Origin of the sequence: Kitasatospora cystarginea, assembly GCF_039533515.1 — a bacterium.
Lineage (GTDB): Bacteria > Actinomycetota > Actinomycetes > Streptomycetales > Streptomycetaceae > Kitasatospora > Kitasatospora cystarginea.
In genome coordinates this window covers 1-19,745 of record NZ_BAAATR010000030.1, presented here as the reverse complement: position 1 = coordinate 19,745, position 19,745 = coordinate 1, and the positions used below count along the sequence as shown (strand labels likewise).

Genomic DNA, 19,745 nt, shown 5'->3' with positions numbered 1-19,745 from the left:
GCTCAGGCTGCATGTTGGTACTCGTGGAGGAGTCTGCCAAGTCGGTCGGTTCGGCGTATATCGAGGCGAGCGATTTGCTCCGGGTTGTTGATTGGCTTGGGAAGGGCGCAGAGGGGTCGGGCGTTCGCGATGCCCTGGTGCGGCCGGTGCTCGTTGTAGAACTTCTCGAACTCGCGCAGGGCGTGGAGTAGATGCCGCTGGTTCCAGATCAGAGTGCGGTCCAGTAGCTCTCGGCGGCAGGTCTGTATCCATCGTTCCATGAGGGAGTTCATGCGCGGCATACGGATGCCGCTGAGCACGACCTTGATGCCCGCGTCCTGCAGGACGGCATCGAACAGTTCGGGGAACTTCCCGTCCCGGTCCCGGATCAGGAACTGTGCCCGGCAGCCAACGTCCTCGAGGTCCATGACGAGGTTCTTCGCCGCCTGCGCCACCCAGGATGTGGTCGGATGCGCGGTCGCGCCCAGGATCCGGACCCGGCGGCTGGCGTGCTCGATCACCGCGAGCACGTACAGTCGGGCCCCGGACAGGGTGACCGTCTCGAAGAAGTCGCACGCCAGAAGTGCGGCCGCTTGCGAGCGCAGGAAGTCGGCCCAGGTGCTGGACGTGCGCTCGGGTGCCGGCGGGATACCGGCCTCCTTCAGGATCTCCCAGACTGTGGACGCGGCCACCTTCACGCCGAGGACGAGCAGCTCGCCGTGCAGGCGCCGGTAGCCCCATCCCGGGTTCTCGGCGGCCAGGCGCAGGACCAGGGCGCGGATGGAGCACACGGTGCGCGGTCGGCCCCCACGCTTCGGCCGGGACCGGGCGGCGCGACGGCGGGCGACCAGGTCGCGGTGCCAGCGCAGCACGGTGTCGGGCCGCACCAGCAAGCGCATCCGACGCAGCACCTGCGTCGGCAAACCCTGCAGGAGTGCTGCCAGGAATGCCCGGTCGTTTGGTTCGAAGCGGACCCGCTGTCCGTTCAGCTGCCGCTCCAGCACGGTGATCTGATGGCGCAGGGCAAGGATCTCCACGTCCTTGGCACGGTCGCTCATCGGCAGTAGTCGCAGCATTGCGAACGCGTTCGTCACACCCAGGTACGCCAGTCGTAGCAGCACGGTCGGTCATCATGCCGCGGAGCTCGTCGGCTCTGCCAGAGCGCAGACCCGACCGACGAGGTCGACACTTGTGCACCCTCACACGGTGCTTCTCACCAGGGCGGATGAGGTTCTCGGCAAGGGCAGCCGAGCGCGTCATCCATCCGGTCAGCAGCCTCGCGCAGCGTGGTCTCCATGATGTGCGCGTAGGTGTTGAGGGTCATGCTGATGGTGCTGTGTCCGAGGGTCTCCATGATGGTCCGGACGGCGACCCCCTCGGCGAGCATGAGCGAGGCGCACGTGTGCCGGAGGTCGTGGACCCGGATCGGCCGCAGCTTCGCCTTCGCGCAGAGCGCGGCGAGGCTGCGGTTCAGGTTCCGGGGGTCGAGTGCGGTTCCGGTCAGCGTGGTGAATACCAACCCGTCGGGCTGGATGTCGAGCGGCTGCCAGTCCATCCCGGCCTCCGCCCGTTCCTGAACCTGCTGTTCCCGGCGTTCCCGGAGGCGAGCGACGCAGGACGCCAGCAGGGCGATGGTCCGCAGCAAGCGCGCTGTCTTCGGAGTGCCGAACACCAGACGGCCCTTGACCCGCTGGAGGTTTCGACGCACGCGAAGCTGCCGGGAGTTCAGATCGACGTCCGACCACGTGAGCCCGAGCGCCTCACCACGGCGCAACCCAGTCGACACCAGCAGCAGCCACAGGGCGAGCACCGATTCGCAGCCGGCCTGCCCGGCGGCGGCGTGCAGCAGCGCGGCGCGCTCGGCGTCGGCACCCTTGAGCCGCTCCCAGCTCAGGCCTCGCTGGGTGTACTCGTGGTCGAGCAGATACACCAGCCGGTGCGGCGGGTCGAGGCCCCGTGTCGCGTAGCGCTGCCTGGCGGGCGTGCTGAAGTGCCGGCCCAGGCAGTGCGCCAGCTCGGTCAGCGGACCGGTATCCTGCGCCGAAGTCCCGGGCTTGGCAACCGTGCTGCACATGCACTGCAACCGGATCTTCGCCTCCGATCCCCGGCGGCTCGAGTTCCTGACCCATGAACCGTGCGAGCGGTTGGGTGGCGGGCCGCGGCGTTCGCCGACTGCGCCACTCGTGTGAAGCCGGTGGCATCGCGGCTGTCTGCGTGGTCAGGGCCGCGGCCGCGGCGGAGCGGCTGTGGGCTGGGGAATCCGGCTGATAACCGAGCCGATCAGCGTGCCGATGGAAACCCCGAACATGGCGGACACAGCTGCGAGCACGGCGTGTGCCCCGTTGCCGACCTCAATCTGTGCGGTGTTGAGCAGGCCGAAGGAGCCGGGTACCACGACCCAGAACGCGGGAAGGTACAGCACCTGCCAGGATGAGCCGCCCCATAGCCAATGCGCGACGGTGGCCGCAGCCGCGGCGGCGACCGCGCCGGCCAGGCCGCCCACTGCCGCGCCGTTGGCGGAGCCCACCGTCACCTGGACGGCGGCCGCCACCGCGATCACCGCGACGATCCACGGGATGGCCGGCGGCGGCGTGTTGACGTTGATCACGAGCCCGGCCACGGCGAGCGCCAGTCCCAGGCTGATCACCCACCAACTGGGTGTGGCCACCTGGGTGTCGGCCAGCGCGGAGACGGGAACGCCGGTGACGGTGGCGGCGGCCACCACGCCGGTGAGGAAGAGCGCCAGTTGCACGGAGCCGGACACCAACCTGGCCGTTCCGGCGCTGGCCGCACCCGCAGCGATCTCCGACAGTCCGGTCACCAGAAGAGCGCCCGGCAGCAGGACCGCCAGGGTGGCGACGATCGTGCGCAGCGGACCGTCCAGCAGTGAGACCCGGGCTGCTCCCAGTACGAGAACGGAGACGAGGAAGCCGGCGGTGACCGGCAGCAGTGGCCGCAGCAGCGGCAGCCGGCGAGCCGTCATGGTGAGGCCCGCCACGAGCAGCGAGCCGATCGCGGCGGCGAGGACGTTCGACGCCACTGGTTGCAGGTAGAGACAGAGCCCCACCCCGACCGGCACCATCCCGAGGTCCGCGACCCAGGCGGGCCAGCGCGCCGGTGCCCGGCGGATCGCGTCCAGGTCGCGCAGCGCACGGTGCCCTTCGAGTCCGCCCGCGCGCAGCCGGTGCACCACGTCGAGGAGGTCGGCCGTCTGATCGAACCGCAGTGCGGGGCCGACGGGCTCGAACGCGGTTGCGTCGTCCGCGCTCAGCGCGACGAACAGCCCGGTGGTCAGGGCGGCGACCCGCACATCGGGCGCTCCCAGCGTCCGTCCGAGCCTGCGCAACTCCTCCTCCACATCGTGGACGGGCAGGCCGCCGCTCAACAGGCCTGCACCGAGTTCGAGCAGGAGGCGGCGCCGCGGGTCGGCCGGGGAGTCGGGACCCCGGTCTGGCGGAACTGTGCTGAACATGGCGCGTACGGTCGCGTGCAACCTTTTTCCGTTTTCTACGTGTACGGGGCCGCCGTGGTGGCGATGCGGCGGCTGTGAAGCATGCGCATCGGTCACAACTGGCCGATGCGCGACCGGTACGCCCGGGGCAGGGCCACCGGCACCGGTGACTGACCACCAAGACAGGGCGAGAGCCCGACTGCTGTCAGAAGTCCGTCATGAAGATCTCCTCGTGATCCGGGACGCGCTGTGTGTGTCGCTCAGCCTGGATGACGGCCCCGGCCAGGCCGATGTTCAGAGGGAAGCCGCGACGAAGATCACTGCGCCGACGCTGAACCGGGCCTCACTGGCTGCGATCAGTCGCCGTAGGCGTGGTGCGCCCACGCAGTCGGCGGCGGGAGGGCAGGGCCGTCCGTCCCAGTCGTTCGACGGCCTGGTGCAGATCGCGGGTGGGGAAGCCGAGCCGGGTGCGCCACGGGACCAGCAGAGCCGCGGCCCGAGCGGCGCGCAGCATCCCGGTCGCCACCGTTGCGGGCCGACCGGGCCGGCCGTAGAGGTCGTGGGCCCACGAGGGCATGAGCGAGTAGCCGAGGCGGGAGGCCGCGCTCCAGATGGGCGCAGCGCACGGTGCGGCCCGTGCAGCGGTGGGCGGGAGACGAAGCGGTGGATGTCCAGTGCCTCGGCGGAGGCGGTCAGCACGGGCCGCATGCCCGCCAGGTAGTCCTCCAGGTCGGCGACCGACCCGGGGGCATCGCCGGGGGCGAGCCCTACCAGTGCCGCGATGCGCCGCTGTTCGCGGACGTAGTCGTCCGCTTGCCGGGCACGCAGCGGCAGGCCGCCTCGTTGGACGGCGTGCAGGTTGGACCTGACCAGCGCGCAGTGGACCCACAGCAGGAGGTCCGGGTCGTCAAGCCGGTGCAGCGCGCCGCTGCGCGGATCGTGGATGCGCAGCCGCTCGTGCACGGCCCGCACCCGGGCGCCGGCCTGTTCCGCCCGGGCACAGGTGCCCCAGGTGGTGGCGACGATGAAGGAGCCGGTGCCGAAGAGCCGGCCGAAGGGGTCCGTCTCGAACGAGGAGTTCTGGACGATGCCGAGCGCCGCGAGGGGATGCAGCGCCTGCAGGTGGAGTGCGCTGATCCCACCGGCCCACATCGCGGGATCGGCGTGCAGGTGCCAGGTCACCGAGGACGGGCCGAAGAGCGCACAGTCGGCGGTGTCCCGGCTGGTTGGGGTGGCAAGGGTCTTCACGGCCGGCCTTTACTGCTCTGCCCGGCGTGAAGCCCGCGCCGTCGTGCACGATCGGGCTGAGCCCGCCGGCCGAACCGGCCGTCAGCTGCACCCACTTCATCGCCTCGGGGCTGTTGCGCGGCCCGTTGTACATGTCACCGGTGTTCGGCGGCGCGTCGTGCCGCTTGGCGGTGCCGTTCTGGTAGTCCAGCTGGGTGTTGGTGTCCGTACCCTGCGGGGACTGGCCGGCCTTGCCGCCCTCCGGCGTCACGGCGAACCAAGTGCCGCCCACGCCTTGGCCGTTGGCCTGGCCGGGTGCGGTGTCGTTCTTGAAGCGGTACACCGGCCAGCCGCCGATCGTGATCTGGAGGGCGCCGTCGTCCCGCTTGACGACGCCGATGTCCGCCCGGGACACGCCGTCCAGGAAGATCCGCGAGCCCGGCTGGACGAGGACCGGCGGCCAGGTGGTGGCGCAGGCGTCGTTGCAGTTGGACTTGGACGGCTTCGTGGTGTCCTTGTCGAACCGGTAGAGCGTGAAGCCGGCGGCGTTGTGGACGACCGGGTTGAGCACGCCCGCCGCCCCGGCGCTGAGCTGCACCCACTTCATCGCGGCCGGCGAGTTCGCGGGGCCGTCGGCGAAGTCGCCAGTGCCGGCGGGGGCGTTGTTCTCCTGCGCCGTACCCGGCACGTAGTTGACGGGGCTGGACGCCGTCGCGCTGTCGGCCGGCTGGGGCTTCGCGGCCGTTCCGCTCGGAGTCCGTCACTGCCGCCGCGCCCACTGCCAGGGCTGCCGCGAGTACCGCTGCGCGTGCTCGGATCATGTCGTTCCCTCGGTAGTCCGTCGGCCGCCTGTTGCCGTGGCAGCCGTCCGGCGACTTGACGGAACCGGTCCGCGAATTCCTCAACCGCGCCCCAACTCCGGCATGTGAGGTAGGTCACCCGGGGGTTCGGCCAACTGTGGTGGGCAGGAACGCCGTTGGGGCGCGGTCTCCCTCGGGGTGAGCCTGCTGGTCGCCGGCCTCGCCGTGGTCGTCCCGCGCGGTTGGCGGCCCGGACGGCTCTCCGGGCAATGAGCCCCTCCACTGCTTGAACCCGAGCCGGTGCACCGCCGTAAGGGTGGGCATGCGCCAGCCGGGAGAGCCCGACCGAGCGGATGCTGGATCAGAAACACGGAGGCTGCACAGATGTCAACGGAAGTCCGTCGAACCAGCGGGGAAGAGGTGTCGCGCAGCCTGCCGCCGGTGGCACCGGAACGGGTGCTCGCCGGGCTGGCCCTGGCCGTGCCGGTGGTCACGATGCTGTGGGTCTCCTCCTACGCCAAGCTGACGCCGGCGTTCGGCGGGATGCCGTTCTTCTACTGGTACCAGATCACCTGGATCCCGGTGTCGGCCGTGTTCACCGGTGCGGCGTACCTGCTGCTCGGGCGGGACGAGAAGCAGCGCAAGGCTGTCCGGGGCGGTGATGTGTGATGAGCAATCACGTCAATGTGCCGGCGCTCGTGGTGTTCGTGCTGTTCTTCCTGCTGGTGACGGTGCTCGGCTTCCTGGCCGCGCGCTGGCGCAAGGCGGACAACGCGCTGCACCTGCACGAGTGGGGCCTGGGCGGGCGTTCCTTCGGGACGTGGGTCACCTGGTTCCTGCTCGGCGGTGACCTGTACACCGCGTACACCTTCATAGCCGTGCCGGCGGCGATCTACGGCACGGGTGCGGCGGGCTTCTTCGCGGTGCCGTACACGATCATCGCGTACCCGCTCGTGTTCCTGTTCCTGCCCCGGCTGTGGTCGGTGGCCCGGGTGCACGGCTATGTGACCCCGGCGGACTTCGTGCGCGGGCGGTACGGCTCCAAGGCGCTGTCGCTGGCGGTGGCGGTGACCGGCATCCTGGCGACCATGCCGTACATCGCGCTCCAACTGGTCGGCATCCAGGCGGTGCTGGACGTGCTCGGGGTCGGCGGCAGCGGGAACTGGTTCATGAAGGACCTGCCGCTGTTCCTCGCCTTCGCCGTCCTCGCCGCGTACACCTACTCCTCGGGTCTGCGGGCGCCGGCGCTGATCGCCTTCGTCAAGGACACCCTGGTGTACATCGTGATCACCGTCGCGGTGGTCTACCTCCCGATGAAGCTGGGCGGCTACGGGCACATCTTCGACGCGGCGGCGACCAAGTTCAGCACGGTCAGCCCCATCACCCACAAGCCGACCGGCTCGATGGTGACCGGCCCGAACGCCCAGTGGGCGTATGCCACGCTGGCGCTCGGCTCCGCGATGGCGCTGTTCATGTACCCGCACACCGTCACCGGCGTGCTGGCCGCCAAGTCGCGCAAGACCGTGCGCCGGAACATGGCGCTCCTGCCCGCCTACTCGCTGATGCTCGGCTTGCTGGCGCTGCTCGGCTTCATGGCGATCGCGGCCGGCGTGGGCAAGGACGTCAAGGGCTACAACGCCCAGCTCGCGGTGCCGCAGCTGTTCGACCAACTGTTCCCGGGCTGGTTCACCGGCGTGGCCTTCGCGGCGATCGGCATCGGCGCGCTGGTCCCCGCGGCGATCATGTCGATCGCCGCGGCCAACCTGTTCACCCGGAACATCTACAAGGAGTTCCTGAAGCCGAACGCCACGCCCGAGCAGGAGACCAAGGTCGCCAAGATCGCCTCGCTGCTGGTCAAGGTCGGCGCGCTGGCCTTTGTGCTCGGCATGGACAAGCAGTTCGCGATCAACCTCCAGCTGCTGGGCGGCCTGTGGATCCTGCAGACCCTGCCGGCCGTCGCCGTGGGCCTGTTCACCCGGTGGTTCCACCACTGGGCGCTGCTGGCCGGCTGGGCGGTCGGCATGGCCTACGGCACCTGGCAGGCGTACGGGATCGCCACGCCCGCCACCAAGCACTTCGGCGGCAGCACCACGCTGATCCCACTGATCGGCCAGAACGGCTACATCGGCCTGACCGCCTTCGTGCTCAACCTCCTGGTCGCCGCCGTGCTCACCGTCCTGTTCCGCCTCGCGCGGACTCCGCAGGGCACCGACGAGACCAGCCCGGAGGACTACCGGGCCGAAGCGGAGACTCCCGAGTCGACGCCGGGTCCGGTCCCGGCCATGGCCGACTGACCCGCTGCGGCGGGCCGGGTGCGGTGCCCGCACGGCTCCACTCCCCGGCCCGCCGGACTCGGCAGAACCCGGTCCGGACGCGATTGAACTTCCGTGCCACCGCACCCGTCATGCGGGTCGGCGACACCCCGAAAGCGAAGAGAGACCATGTCCGCGACCCCGGCCCAGCGCGCCGTGCCCACCGAGAAGTGCCCCCACCGCTCCGGCGCGGCCGATGGGCCGCAGCTCACCGACCTGCTCGAGAACCCGCGCGGCTTCGTGGCCGCCGTCCGCTCCGCCGAGGAGGTCGTCGCGATCCGCCTCGGGTCTCGGAAGCTGCACCTCGTGACCTCCCCGGACCTGGTCGAACAGATCCTGGTGGACGAGGCCACGAAGTTCGACGCCGGGTCGGCTCCTGACGGACCGGGCCCGGCTTTCGGCCACGGGCTCGCGGCGTGCCCCGGATCCGTCCGCGCGGCCCGCCGCCGGGTGATCGAGCCGGCCTTCCACTGGTCCCGGCTCGCCGACCATGCGCGGATCGCCGCCGATACAGCGGCGGAGGCGGCGGGCTCCTGGACCGACCGGACCGAGCTGGACATCCCGCGCGAGATGACGCACCTCTCGCTGGCCACCATCACCCGGTCGCTCGTCGCCGGGCCGGCTGGGCTCGAACTGACCCGGGCACTGCGCGAAACACTCCCGGCCATGCTCGACGACCTCCCCGGGCTCGCCTCCGCCGAGCCGCCGCTCCGGCCGACGCCCGACGCGGTCCGCACGGCCCTCGCCGAAGCACTCGACCACCGCCGCAGCTCTCCTGAGCACCACACCGACGCACTGTCCCTGCTGCTCGCCGCTCAGGGCGAGGCCGGCGGCTCAGCCCTGACGGACGACGAGATCGCCGAGGAACTGACCGGCCTTGTCCTGGCCGGCACGGAGGCGCCGGCCGCCGTGCTGTCCTGGGTGCTCCACGAGGTGTCGCGCCGGCCGGACATCGAGGAACGGATCCTTGCCGAGATCGCCGAGGTGCTGGGCGACCGGCCGCCCACCGCCGCCGACTTCACAGCCCTGCTGTACACCAGGCAGGTGGTCGGCGAGGCACTGCGCTGCTACGCGCGGCCGTTCCTGCTCCGCCGCGCGTCCGAACCGGTGCTGCTCGGCGATCGGCGACTGGCGCCCGGCGACGAGATCCTCATCAGCCCGTACGCACTGCACCACGACCCGGGCCTGTTCCCCGAGCCGGACTGCTTCGACCCGTACCGGTACAACGGCCCCGCCGCACGGCGCATGTTGATCCCGTTCGGCTCGGACGACCACGGGTGCGTCGGCGCGGGGTCCGCCTGGCAGGGGACGACCATCGCACTGGTCGCCCTGCTCTCCCGCTGGCGCTTCCTGCCGGTGTCGGACCAGCCGGTACAGCCGGTGCTCGGCCGCACCGTCCGCCCGAACCGGCTCGTACTGGCCGTCAGCTGCAGGCCCGGCCCGCCCTCTTCCGGCGCCGGTGCGGTGGTGAACGCCCCGCAGTAGGCCCGCCGCATCCATGCCCGGTGTCTCGGAGGGAGGATCCCTTCTCAGCCTTGAGCCGGGCTTCGACCGGCCACTGGCCGGCGGCCGGACAATGTCAGTGCGCGGTCGAACGTGGACGCGTCGGCGGCGACCGGGACGGGCTCCGCGAAGCCGCCGTACTGGCGGAATGCGTCGGCCCACTGCTCGACCTGGCCGAGCACGGCAGCAGCCGTCGTCTCGTCAAGCTGGTAGACCTGGCCGGAGCCCTGTGCGGCCTCCCGGCCGTGCAGGGCGTAGTCGAGCAGGATCATCCCGGCAATCGCCGTCGCCGGGGCTGCCGAGTCGCCCAGCGGCATGTCCCGCCGCCAGACCGCCGGTTCGGACCACGCGCCAAGCACCTTGTCGACCTGCTCGGCATGGGCAGCGGTCCAGTCGGGCTCGGCGGTGAAGTCACGTTCGTACCACTCGGCCGGAACCGCGCCGCCCTCGGCGCGCAGCGCGAAGTTGTGGGCGGTTCACAGGATCACGTGGTTCACGACCGTGCGCAGGTCCCACCCGGCCGAGGGGGTCGGGGCGCCAAGCATGGCCGGGGCGTCCTCGATGCCTTGGACGACGCGAACGGTCTCGGCGGCGGCGTTGCACAGCGAGGTGTACAGGTCGGGCAGCTCGGGCCTGGCGCAGACAGGTCCGCAGGCCGGCGGCGGGGTCTGCACCCGCCGCCTGGTCGGGGCGGGCCAGGTGCACGGGGTCAAGTTCCTCCCGGGCGGCTTCCGCGCCTTCGCCGCAGGTTCGGTCCAGGATCTCACCGACCAGGTCCTGTCCGCCGACCGTACCTTCGGTCCGGAGGCTGCGGAGCTCTGGCCGCGCGTCCTCGTCTGAGCGGAGACGGACGCGATGGTCGCCCTCGTCGAGTCCTTCCTGCGGACCCGTGTCTCTGCCCGGCCGGACCTGCAGCCGGTACAAGTAGCCGTGATGGTCCGGAAGATGACGGACGACCACAGCCTGCTCCGGGTCGACCAGGCCACCGCCCGCTTCAAGCTTGCGCCGCGCCCGTCTGCACGAGGTGGCGCAGCGCACCAACAGCGGTGAGGTCGACCGGGCGGAGCTCGCCGCCGATCTCGGATACGCCGACCAGTCCCGCCTCACCCGGGACTTCACCGCTGTGGTCGGCGTGCCGCCCTCACGCTACTGCCGCGGCGAGAGGGGATCCGCCCGTGGCGCATCGCCCAGCCATCTGCGCTCGCGCCTGGGAGGCCGGTGGGCGCGCGGTGCGACCGTCCATCACCTTGACGACGCCCTTGGTGCTGACGGGAGGCCGGTGGGCGCGCGGTGCGACCCGGGGGTTGACGAGGTAGTCGCTCCATATGTGGGCGGCAGTGCGGAAGGACGCCGCGGTCCAGGCTTTGTCGAGCGCGACCTCGGCCGTGAGAAACGGCCATCGGGGGCTTCACGCGAATATCCGAACCGCTATCGACGCGGACCCGCCGAGCGCGTACACGAGGGCGCAGTAGGTGGTGAACGGGAACTTCCGGTACTGCCGACGGACCTTCAGGAAGAACGCGCTTGCGATCAAAAACATCCCGGCGGAGTACACCAGGCCGACGGGGGCCCGGTCGAACCCGGCGTACGCCAGGATGGTCACCGCGTACACCGCCGCGTTGACCACGAGGGCTGCCTGGGAGCTCCTGGCAGACGACTCGTCCGGGTTCCTGCTCTCGGTGATCAGCAGGCTCGTGTTCATCAGCAGGGCGCCGACGAAGAACATCGCGTTGCCGGTGTAGAAGTCGTTGAAGAACAGGCCGCCGCAGAGATCGCCGGTGAAGGCGTTGGGATCGCAGTACTCGCTGAAGGCGGCCGAGGCGACTTCGTGCAGGCCGTTTCCGGTGGCATAGAAGTACACGCCGGTGACGAAGAGGAGGAAGAGCCATTTCCCCTCCCTCGACCGCAGGGCCGAGAAGTCGCGGGAGACCTCCCTGAAGATCAGCGCCGGAACGATCACCGTGACGAGGATCAATGTGGTCATCTGCAGCAGCTCGTGCAGGCGCAGGAATCCGTATGGCTGCAGTATGACTTTGGTGGTGAAGGAGAAGCGCTCGACGGCGACGAGTACGACGGACAGGGAGGTGAGCGTGAACAGCAGATTCATCCTGCTCATGGCGCGCACGGCATCGAGACCTTCCGGGCTGGGGAGGCGACTTCGGGGTTCGCGCAGGCTTACGCACCGCTGAGGCCTCCCGTTCAGTCACCCGCCGACGCGACCTGCGGACCGTTACCGGGCCTGTCCAGTTGACGGCTCTGTCCCGCTACAAATCAGGTCGTGAGGGCACAGCCGATGCGGCTCTCGTACACCGCCTCTCACGCGCCTCTCACGGACGTCTTGCCCCCCAGTCCTCCTGGTCACTGTCGACGCAGACCGCATCACGGCTCTGCGTCTGGCCCAGGCAAGCGAGAGCGGTGGCGATGTACTGCTCATGCGGTACGGCTACACCGACGGCCACCTCGCCAGCGTCTACAACTCCTCCGGCAAGCCGATGCGCTTCGCCAACGACTCCACCGGCCGAATCCTGTCCTGGACCGACCGCAACAACTCCCAATACCTGTACACCTACGATCAGTTCGACCGCGTCATCGACGAGGGCGGCGCCGACGGCACCCTGCGCTTCCACTTCACCTACGGCGACCCCGACCCGGCAACCGGCCTCAAGACCCACACCGAGACCAACGTCCACGGCCACACCACCACCTACACCGTCAACGGCCACGCCCAGATCACCGCCATCACCGATCCTCACCACTCACTTCGAACGTGGAAGTCGCCCCCGGCCAGCGTCCGGCCTCCAGGGGCCCACCGTGCGGGGCGAGACGCTCCCGCATGCCGATCCGCCCGTACCCCGGCCGGGTGCCGTGTCCGCTGCCGGGTACGTCGCCCCACGGGTCCTGGGCCCCGACGCTGGTCCCGTTCCGGGAGCACGGTCCTGATCGGCAGCCTTTCTGGTCCTCCGCTCCCAGGTCCGTTCTCGTTCCCCGCTCCGACGATTCGCGCCGGGCGCGCTGATGAGCTGGACATCAGACAGCTCAGCCGCCGAAGGGAGTTCTTTCATGTTCCGGGTTTCCCACCCGAGGCTCCGGACCACCAGTGGATACGCGACGGTCCTGGCCGCACTCACCGTGAGCGTCGCCACCTTGAGCACCCCCGCGGCGCCGGCCGCCGCCCTTGACCCCGTCCAGCAGGGCGTGAACGCGCTGGTGCGCACCAACGCGCCCGCCGCGTTGGCGAGTGTCACGGACCGCGACGGCCGCACCCGTACCTACACCGCGGGAGTCGGCGACCTGGCCACCGGCGCGAAGGTGCCCAAGGACGGTCAGGTGCGGATCGGCAGCAACACCAAGACGTTCACCGCGGTGGTCGTGCTGCAACTCGTCGGCGAAGGGAAGATCGGCCTCGACGCCTCTGTCGACACCTATCTGCCGGGCCTCGTCCGCGGGGACGGGATCGACGGACGCCGCATCACCGTCCGTCAGCTCCTGCAGCACACCAGCGGACTTCCCAACTACCTCAAGTACATCGACTTCGCCGCCGATCAGCACCGCTACTTCGACGCCCGCGACCTCCTTGATATCGCCCTCCAGTACAAGGCCGACTTCTCCCCAGGGACGAAATGGGAGTACAGCAACACGAACTACATTCTGGCCGGCCTGATCGTCCAGAAGGTCACCGGCCGACCCCTCGCCGAGGAGATAGACCAGCGCATCATCAAGAGCATCGGGCTGCGCCACACCTACTTCCCCGCCCCGGGTGACACGGCCATCCGAGAACCCCATCCCGAGGGCTACTTCAGGGCTTCGGCCGGCGCGCCGTTGCGCGACGTCACGGATTTGGACCCCTCCATGGGCTGGTCGGCAGGTCAGATGATCTCCACCGACTCCGACCTCAACCGGTTCTTCACCGCGCTCCTGGCCGGCCGCCTCCTCCCGGCGGCCCAGCTCGCCGAGATGCGCACCACCCTCCCCGCTGAATCCCTGGGCCCCGGCGCCCGCTACGGACTGGGCATTGTGAGCAGGCCACTGTCGTGCGGCGGGGTCTACTGGGGTCACGGAGGTGACATCCCGGGATACGAGACCCGGGTCGGAGCCACCGACGACGGTCGCACCGCCAGCGTCGCGGTGACCAGCATGTCGCCCGACCGGGCGGCCTCGATGCGCGTGGAGAGTGTCGTGGACAACGCCCTGTGCCACTGAACCAGGCGGTCGGGCAAACCTGAGGTGCGGCCCGAGCAGGACGATGGAAGTCGTAGCCGCCGTCTACCAGGTGCTCGGCGGGCAGCAGGCGGCGCCGTTCTGCCTCTCACGGATTGGGCATCATGAGGTGGCATCAGGCGTCATGCGGGCCTGGGGTCAAGGGATCGCAGGTTCGAATCCGGCCCCCGGCCGTGTCCGTGACCGCGTTCATTCCGCCGCCTACGTCGTGCTCCTGCTGCTCGTACTGATCGTGATGGTGGCCATGGGAGTCCGACGCCACGGCCATGCAGCCGGTTCCGGGCCCCGGGCAGCAATGCGCGCGATTCTGTTCAGAGTTGTTGACTGTTGCTCATTCTGGCTCCATGTTTGACATGTCCGAACATGTCTCCCCGTCAACTCGTACTGGACGCACAGCCGTGGGTCGTGAGCGCCTGCTCGATCTCTTGTTGGAGGCTCTGGTGTCGGAAGCCCATTCCTCGCGCAGATCACTGCTGCGCGGCGCAGCCGCCCTCGGGGCACTGCTGGCGGTGCCGGCACTGCCGACGTTCACTCCACGTGCCGCAGCGGCAACCCCGTCCACCGCGAGGGCGGCGGGTCTGGTGCCGGCCGACCAGGCGACAGCGCTCTGGTACGCCTCGCCGGGCACCGAGTCCGCTCTGACGGCGACGGGCCTGCCGGTCGGCAACGGTCGGATCGGCGCCCTCCTCACCGGCGATCCCGGGTACGAGGCCTACCACGTGACCGACGTGACCTTCTGGGAGGGCACGGCCAACGCATCCCTCGACTCCGGCGGGCAGTTCCCCTACACCGCCGCCGACTTCGGCACGCAGCAGCTGCTCGCCAAGGCGTACTTGAGCATTCCCGCCCACTCGGGCTCCGCAGTCAGCGGCTACCGGCGGCAGCTGGACCTGAGCAACGGCCTTGCATCGGTGTCCTACCAGGCCGGCGGTGTCAGCTACCGCCGTGACGTCTGGGCGAGCCATCCGGACGACGTGATCGTCATCCACCTGAGCCAGAGTGGCGGCGGCAGCTACACCGGTACCCTCAGCCTGAACGGAACCCACGCCGAACGCACCACCGTGAACCCCGGATCGGCCAGGGCGTCGTTCACCGGCACGCTCGCCAACGGCCTGGCCTACGCGGCACTGGTCCAGGCGACCGGCACCGCCGGCGCGACCAGCGCCTCGGGGACGGCGGTGACCTTCACCAACTGCACCGACGTCCTGCTCGTCATCAGCGGCGGCACGGACTACTCCCCGACAGCAGCGGGGTTCATGGACCCGACCATCGCGCCGGCGAAGGTGGCAGCGAACCAGGCATCCCGAGCCGTCGGCCTCGGCGCGTCCGCACTGCTCGGAAACCACCTGGCCGACTACCAGCGGCTGCAGCAGGCGATGACGCTCGACCTCGGCCGCTCGACCGCCGCGCAGCGAGCTCTGCCGACCGACCAGCGGCTGACCGCAGCGTACGCCTCCGGCGCGGCACCGGACCCGGAACTGCACGCCGCCTACGTGCAGTTCGGCCGGTACCTGATGATCAGCGGCTCCCGCACCAGCCTGCCGATCAACCTCCAGGGACCGTGGCAGCTGGACAACTCGCCCGACTGGATGAGCGACTACCACACCGACATCAACGTCCAGATGGTCTACTGGCTCCCGGACCGGGCCGGTCTGCCGTCCTGCTACCAGGCCTTCGCCGACTACTGCGTCAACCAGCTACCGCAGTGGGAGGAGCACACTCGGGCACTGTTCAACTCCTCCGCCAACGGGTTCCGCAACTCCTCGGGCCTGACCGAGGGTTGGACCGTCGCGATCTCCGCCAACATCTACGGCGGCCTCGGCTGGTGGTGGCACCCGGCGGGCAACGCCTGGCTGTGCAACGAGCTGTACGCCCACTACGAGTACTCGCAGGACTCCGCGTACCTCGCGAAGATCTACCCGTTGCTCAAGGGTGCGTGCCAGTTCTGGGAGGCGCGGCTGACCACCACCAGCTACACGGATGCGGCCGGAGTGAGCCACACCGTGCTGGTCGACGACGCGGACTGGTCACCCGAGCACGGCCCGACGAACGCGATCGGCATCACCTATGCGCAGGAGCTGGTCTGGCAGCTGTTCCGGAACTACCAGGCCGCGGCCGCCACCCTCGGCCAGGACGCGGCCTATGCCGCGACCATCGGCGGGCTGCGGAGTCGGCTCTACCTGCCGCAGGTCAGCAACCTGACCGGGTGGCTGGAGGAGTGGATGACACCGCAGGACCTGGACACCTCCGACATCACCCACCGCCACCTGTCGCCGCTGGCCGGGCTGTTCCCGGGGGATCGGATCACCGCCGACCAGAGCCCGGCGGAGCTGCTCACCGGTGTCACGGACCTCCTGACCGCGCGCGGCATGACCAGCTACGGCTGGGGTGTTGCCTGGCGCTCGATCTGCTGGTCACGGCTGAAGAACCCGGCGAACGCCTACCAGTGCTTCGTCAACGGCCTCACTCCCTCGGTGAACGGCTCGACCGGGACCGCAGGGAACTTCTTCGACATCTACGGCGGGCAGGTCTTCCAGATCGACGCAAACATGGGCCTGCCCGCCGCCGTGATCGAGATGCTGGTCTACTGTCGGCCCGGCCTGCTTCAGTTGCTCCCGGCGCTGCCGTCGGCCTGGTCGGCTTCCGGCGGTGTCAGCGGAGTCGGCGTCCGCGGCGGATTCACCGTCGACCTCGCCTGGAGTGCGGGGCAGGTGACCTCGTTCACCCTGCACAACATCGGCCCGGCCAGTGCCACCACCACGGTGGCATCGGGCGCGTGGAGCAGGCAGGTGACCCTCCCGCCCGGACAGTCGGCGACGTTCGACAGGTTCGTACTGGTCAACCGCGGCAGCGGCAAGGCCATCGACGACCCCGCGGCCTCGGGCGCCGCCGGGACAGGGCTGATCCAGTACTCGCCCGATGGCGGGTCCAACCAGTCGTGGACGCTGCAACCCGCCGGGCCGGGTGTCTTCACCCTCGTCAACGGAGCCTCCGGCCTGGCGATGGACGTGTTCGGCGGCTCGACGTCGGACGGCGCCGCGATCATCCAGTGGACCCCGACCGGGGCGACCAACCAGCAGTGGACGCTGAAGGACGTCGGCGACGGATACGTCAACCTGGTGAGCGCCCGAAGCCAGAAACCGGTCGGCGTCGTCGGTTCCTCGACGGCCGACCTCGCCGGCCTTGAGCAGGAAACCAGCACCGGTGCCGCCAACCAGCAGTGGCAACTGATCCTCGCCTGAGCCCGACCGGGCCCGGGACCTGGTGGCCTGAGCGCCGCTCGTCCAGTGGCAGGCGACCGCCCCCGACCACCGCCGCTGCTGTCCGATCCCGATCGCCACGCGGAGGACCCGCGCCGGACGTCCCCGTTCTGCATGCGATCTCCACCTCCACGGGGCACCGAGCTGCTGTTGCAGTTCCTCAATGGAGTCGATCACGGCGGTCAGCTGTCTTCGGAGGCCGTGTCGACGGTTGCCCTCGCGGGCCTCTGCTGCCCTCGACCCGGGGTGTTGGGCGACGGCTTCAGCGTGTCGAGAATCGCCAGGCCCTGTCCGACGATTCCTGCCACGATCTGGCTGACCCCCTCGGTTCCGTTGACGACGGTCAGGTTCGCTCCGGCGAGGCCGCGGGCGGCCGAGTCGGCCAGTGCGGGCAGGGATTCGATGACCCGGTTGGCGGCGATGAGCTCCTGGTTACCGCCCTTGAGTGAGGCGGCGCGCGCGTTGTTGGCATCGGCCTGTGCCTGTGCCGTGGTCCGTTCGGCATAGGCGCTCGCGTCGGCCTGGACCTTGACCGCCTCCCCCTCCGCGGTGGCGAGGGTGGTCCGCCGGTAGGCCTCGCCCTCCGCCTGGAACTTGGCCTGGTCGCGCTGGGCTTCGGCGAGGGTGCGCTGCCGGTACGCCTCCGCGTCGGCCGGGCGCCGCACCTCGGCCTCCAGTCGTTGGGCAGCCAGGTCGGCCTGCCGCTGGGCCAGTGCGGTCTGCTCCTCGATGACCTCCTGCGAGGCCCGGGCCTCGGCCAGCGGTCCGGCCTGGGCCGCCCGAGCGTTGGCCTGTTCGATCTCGGCCTGGAAACCGGCGCGCTTGATCGCTGTGTCCCGCTCGTACTCAGCCCGCAGAGCGGCTGCCTGCTGCTCGCGCTCGGTGGCCTCCTGATCGGCCTTGGCTTGGGCGATGCGGGCCAGGCTGGCGACGACGGCGGCGTGTGGGGCGGCGAGATTGGTGATGTAGCCGGAGGCGTCCTCGATCTCCTGGATCTGCAGCGCGTCCACGACGATACCCAGCTTCTCCATCTCGCTGTGGCTGCCTTCCTTGACCTCCTGGGCCACCCGGTCCCTCTCGCGGATGATCTGCTCCACCGTCAGCCCGCCGATGATGGACCGCAGGTGGCCCGCGAAGATCCGGCCGACGAGTTCCTCCATCCGATTCTGCTCGGACAGGAACCGGCGGGCCGCATTGGCGATCGACGCGAAGTCGTCGCCGACCTTGAACACGGCGACGGCCCGGACGTTGAGTCGGATGCCCTGCTGGGTTACGCAGTCCTCCGTGATCTCGGCCTCCCGGAGCGCCAGGGAGAGGATGCGAGCCTTCTGCTTGACCGGCAGGACGAAGCTGCCGTGCCCGGTGACGATCCGGAACTGGGTGTCCTGTGCCTGCCGTTTGGAGCCGGAGATCAGCAGTGCCTCGTTCGGTGCGGGAACATGCCAGAACAACATGTGCGGACTCCTGCCATGTCGGATTACGGGGATGCGAAAGGGACGACGACAACGGAACGCGCGGACGTCCACTCCACGACGATGACGCGCGTGTGCCGGGCGATCGGTTCGTCGGCCCAGGCCGCGTACGCCTCGCTTCCGCCGCGTACCGGCAGCAGGACCTCACCCGGACCACCGAGAGGGATGGAAACGGTCACTCGTCCGATGGCTCCGATCGGGTTCTGGTCCGTGTCATCAGACGCGCCCATCCGGTGTTCCTGCCCTCTACTGCAGCGCAACCCCCCAAATTCAATATAGCGATCAAGATGCGGCTTTCCGGCCAGGCATCAGCGACACCGCAGCCAGGCGTGGGACTCCCGCTCTTCTCCGGCGATGATCATCGCGGATGCCGTACTCCTTCCGGACCGGTTCTACGACCGCTGCCAGGTGCGTCGCGGACCGTAGGCAGGCCGAGACCACTGAGCGGAGTACGGTGGGGATACCGGGGGTGGTCTGGATGTCCGCGACCGGCGCGTCCCCCTCGGCGATCAGCGGGCTCCTTCGGGACCTGTGGATGGGCGGCGGGCCATGGCGGTTGACTCCGACACCTCGTTCCCGGGGTTCCTGCCGGACAGGTTCCGTCAGTCGGCGAAGCCGGGTTCGGTATTGCTGCGGCTGGAGACGACGCGCTCGCGCGAGGGAGCGCTCGACGGCGCGTGGTGGCCGCGCTCCCGTGACATCGGCGCCGAGCTGCCCGGCCTGGTCACCGCGCTGACCGAGCACCTGGGGCCCATCGCGAGCGTCGGTCTGGACGCGGACGCGTGGGACGACGTCCCGGCCCGGCTGGTCATCGACGGCCGGTCCGTCCACATCGACCGGTACCCGGTCGGTGATGACACAGTGATCATCACGCGAGGTGATCGCGATCATTTCAGCCTGCTCGTCATCCCTCCGCAGGCGAGCCTGGAGGCGGCACATGCGGCGATGGCGCAGGCGGTTCAAGCCGGTGGCACCGACTCGGCACGGCAGATCCTCATCGCCACCGGCATCAGCTCCGAGCCTCCCGGCGAACCGTCCTGACCAGTGGGCCCCACGAGCTGCACGCCACCGGGAAGGGCGGTAACGACATGTCCGTCTACGTGAAACTCTCGACCGAGGCCCGGTCACCGGCGGAGCCGTCCACGGGGCCGCTGGACATGCAGTACCAGGACAAACCCGGCGGCACCACGTACGAGTACGACCTGCACCCGAGCGGAGCGCTGCGGATCGTGCGCGTCTTCCAGGACACTCCGCACGTGGTCGAGGCGTACTTCGGCCCCACCGCGTGGCTCCAGGTCGTGGGCACCTACCGGCGAAGCGGTTCCGAGTACTGATCCGCAGGCCGCACCGGTGCACCCGCCGCGCCGTATGGCGGGTGCGTCGGATGCGTCAGCGGGTGGGGCGTCGGCCTCCGCGCCGGAACCGGACTGCGGAGACGGCCAGCGCGAGGATCAGCACGGCGACGCCGATGAACAGCAGGTAGAGCAGGCCCTTGGCGACGGCGCCGATGATGCCGAGCACGA

At 69.8% G+C, this 19,745-nt stretch carries 16 protein-coding genes and 2 pseudogenes; 9 read left to right on the top strand and 9 right to left on the bottom strand.

What is annotated here, in order from left to right:
• Nucleotides 1–2: 2 nt before the first annotated feature.
• The 5 genes and pseudogenes from ABD369_RS27625 to ABD369_RS27605 all read right to left on the bottom strand — a co-directional run.
• Nucleotides 3–1,100 (bottom strand): integrase core domain-containing protein, encoded by a 1,098-nt coding sequence (locus ABD369_RS27625; RefSeq protein WP_344639268.1) that lies wholly within the window; start codon nucleotides 1,098–1,100, stop codon nucleotides 3–5.
• A gap of 92 nt (nucleotides 1,101–1,192) precedes the next feature.
• Entirely contained in the window at nucleotides 1,193–2,053 is an 861-nt protein-coding gene (locus tag ABD369_RS27620; RefSeq protein WP_344639267.1) for a site-specific integrase, read from the bottom strand.
• Nucleotides 2,054–2,197: 144 nt separating this feature from the next.
• A complete protein-coding gene (locus tag ABD369_RS27615) occupies nucleotides 2,198–3,451 on the bottom strand; it encodes a threonine/serine exporter family protein (protein WP_344639266.1) in 1,254 nt (417 codons plus the stop codon).
• A 273-nt stretch (nucleotides 3,452–3,724) separates the two neighbouring features.
• Nucleotides 3,725–4,678: an oxygenase MpaB family protein gene (locus ABD369_RS27610; RefSeq protein ID WP_344639265.1), complete on the bottom strand. Its 954-nt coding sequence runs from the start codon at nucleotides 4,676–4,678 to the stop codon at nucleotides 3,725–3,727.
• Between the two features lie 307 nt (nucleotides 4,679–4,985).
• Nucleotides 4,986–5,264 (bottom strand): annotated as a pseudogene (locus ABD369_RS27605) (COG4315 family predicted lipoprotein); the annotation flags it as partial.
• A 577-nt stretch (nucleotides 5,265–5,841) separates the two neighbouring features.
• Between ABD369_RS27605 and ABD369_RS27600 the strand changes: the two are divergent.
• From ABD369_RS27600 to ABD369_RS27590, 3 genes are all read left to right on the top strand, one after another.
• Nucleotides 5,842–6,126, top strand: coding sequence for a DUF3311 domain-containing protein (locus ABD369_RS27600; RefSeq protein WP_344639264.1), 285 nt, complete (start codon nucleotides 5,842–5,844; stop codon nucleotides 6,124–6,126).
• Nucleotides 6,126–7,751 carry a monocarboxylate uptake permease MctP gene (gene mctP / locus ABD369_RS27595; RefSeq protein ID WP_344639263.1) on the top strand — a complete coding sequence of 542 codons (1,626 nt, stop codon included), beginning with the start codon at nucleotides 6,126–6,128 and terminating at the stop codon, nucleotides 7,749–7,751. Before ABD369_RS27600 ends, mctP begins: the two co-directional genes overlap by 1 nt.
• Nucleotides 7,752–7,898: 147 nt before the next feature.
• Complete coding sequence (locus ABD369_RS27590) at nucleotides 7,899–9,254, top strand: cytochrome P450 (RefSeq protein WP_344639262.1); 1,356 nt, start codon at nucleotides 7,899–7,901, stop codon at nucleotides 9,252–9,254.
• Nucleotides 9,255–9,298: 44 nt separating this feature from the next.
• Here ABD369_RS27590 and ABD369_RS27585 read toward each other — a convergent pair whose 3' ends face one another.
• Both ABD369_RS27585 and ABD369_RS27580 read right to left on the bottom strand, forming a co-directional pair.
• A complete protein-coding gene (locus ABD369_RS27585; protein WP_344639261.1) occupies nucleotides 9,299–9,631 on the bottom strand; it encodes a DinB family protein in 333 nt (110 codons plus the stop codon).
• 117 nt (nucleotides 9,632–9,748) lie between these two features.
• Nucleotides 9,749–9,946: a hypothetical protein gene (locus ABD369_RS27580; RefSeq protein WP_344639260.1), complete on the bottom strand. Its 198-nt coding sequence runs from the start codon at nucleotides 9,944–9,946 to the stop codon at nucleotides 9,749–9,751.
• A 25-nt stretch (nucleotides 9,947–9,971) separates the two neighbouring features.
• On the opposite strand from ABD369_RS27580, the gene ABD369_RS27575 reads away from it, so the two are divergent.
• Together ABD369_RS27575 and ABD369_RS27570 are read left to right on the top strand one after the other, a co-directional pair.
• On the top strand, nucleotides 9,972–10,112 hold the full coding sequence (locus ABD369_RS27575; protein WP_344639259.1) for a hypothetical protein: 141 nt from the start codon (nucleotides 9,972–9,974) through the stop codon (nucleotides 10,110–10,112).
• A gap of 151 nt (nucleotides 10,113–10,263) precedes the next feature.
• A pseudogene (locus tag ABD369_RS27570) lies at nucleotides 10,264–10,413 on the top strand (AraC family transcriptional regulator); the annotation flags it as partial.
• 267 nt (nucleotides 10,414–10,680) lie between these two features.
• On the opposite strand, the gene ABD369_RS27565 reads toward ABD369_RS27570, so the two are convergent.
• Nucleotides 10,681–11,388: a hypothetical protein gene (locus ABD369_RS27565; protein ID WP_344639258.1), complete on the bottom strand. Its 708-nt coding sequence runs from the start codon at nucleotides 11,386–11,388 to the stop codon at nucleotides 10,681–10,683.
• A gap of 944 nt (nucleotides 11,389–12,332) precedes the next feature.
• Here ABD369_RS27565 and ABD369_RS27560 point away from each other — a divergent pair.
• Together ABD369_RS27560 and ABD369_RS27555 are read left to right on the top strand one after the other, a co-directional pair.
• The gene (locus tag ABD369_RS27560) at nucleotides 12,333–13,472 is read left to right on the top strand and encodes a serine hydrolase domain-containing protein (protein ID WP_344639257.1); all 1,140 of its coding nucleotides are present in this window, start codon (nucleotides 12,333–12,335) and stop codon (nucleotides 13,470–13,472) included.
• A gap of 458 nt (nucleotides 13,473–13,930) precedes the next feature.
• Nucleotides 13,931–16,732 (top strand): glycosyl hydrolase family 95 catalytic domain-containing protein, encoded by a 2,802-nt coding sequence (locus tag ABD369_RS27555; protein WP_344639256.1) that lies wholly within the window; start codon nucleotides 13,931–13,933, stop codon nucleotides 16,730–16,732.
• 200 nt (nucleotides 16,733–16,932) lie between these two features.
• Here the strand turns inward: ABD369_RS27555 and ABD369_RS27550 are convergent, their stop codons facing one another.
• Nucleotides 16,933–18,204 carry an SPFH domain-containing protein gene (locus ABD369_RS27550; RefSeq protein ID WP_344639255.1) on the bottom strand — a complete coding sequence of 424 codons (1,272 nt, stop codon included), beginning with the start codon at nucleotides 18,202–18,204 and terminating at the stop codon, nucleotides 16,933–16,935.
• Nucleotides 18,205–18,771: 567 nt separating this feature from the next.
• Here ABD369_RS27550 and ABD369_RS27545 point away from each other — a divergent pair.
• Nucleotides 18,772–19,263, top strand: coding sequence for a DUF5994 family protein (locus tag ABD369_RS27545; RefSeq protein WP_344639254.1), 492 nt, complete (start codon nucleotides 18,772–18,774; stop codon nucleotides 19,261–19,263).
• 47 nt (nucleotides 19,264–19,310) lie between these two features.
• Complete coding sequence (locus ABD369_RS27540; RefSeq protein ID WP_344639253.1) at nucleotides 19,311–19,556, top strand: hypothetical protein; 246 nt, start codon at nucleotides 19,311–19,313, stop codon at nucleotides 19,554–19,556.
• The last annotated feature ends 189 nt before the right edge of the window (nucleotides 19,557–19,745 follow it).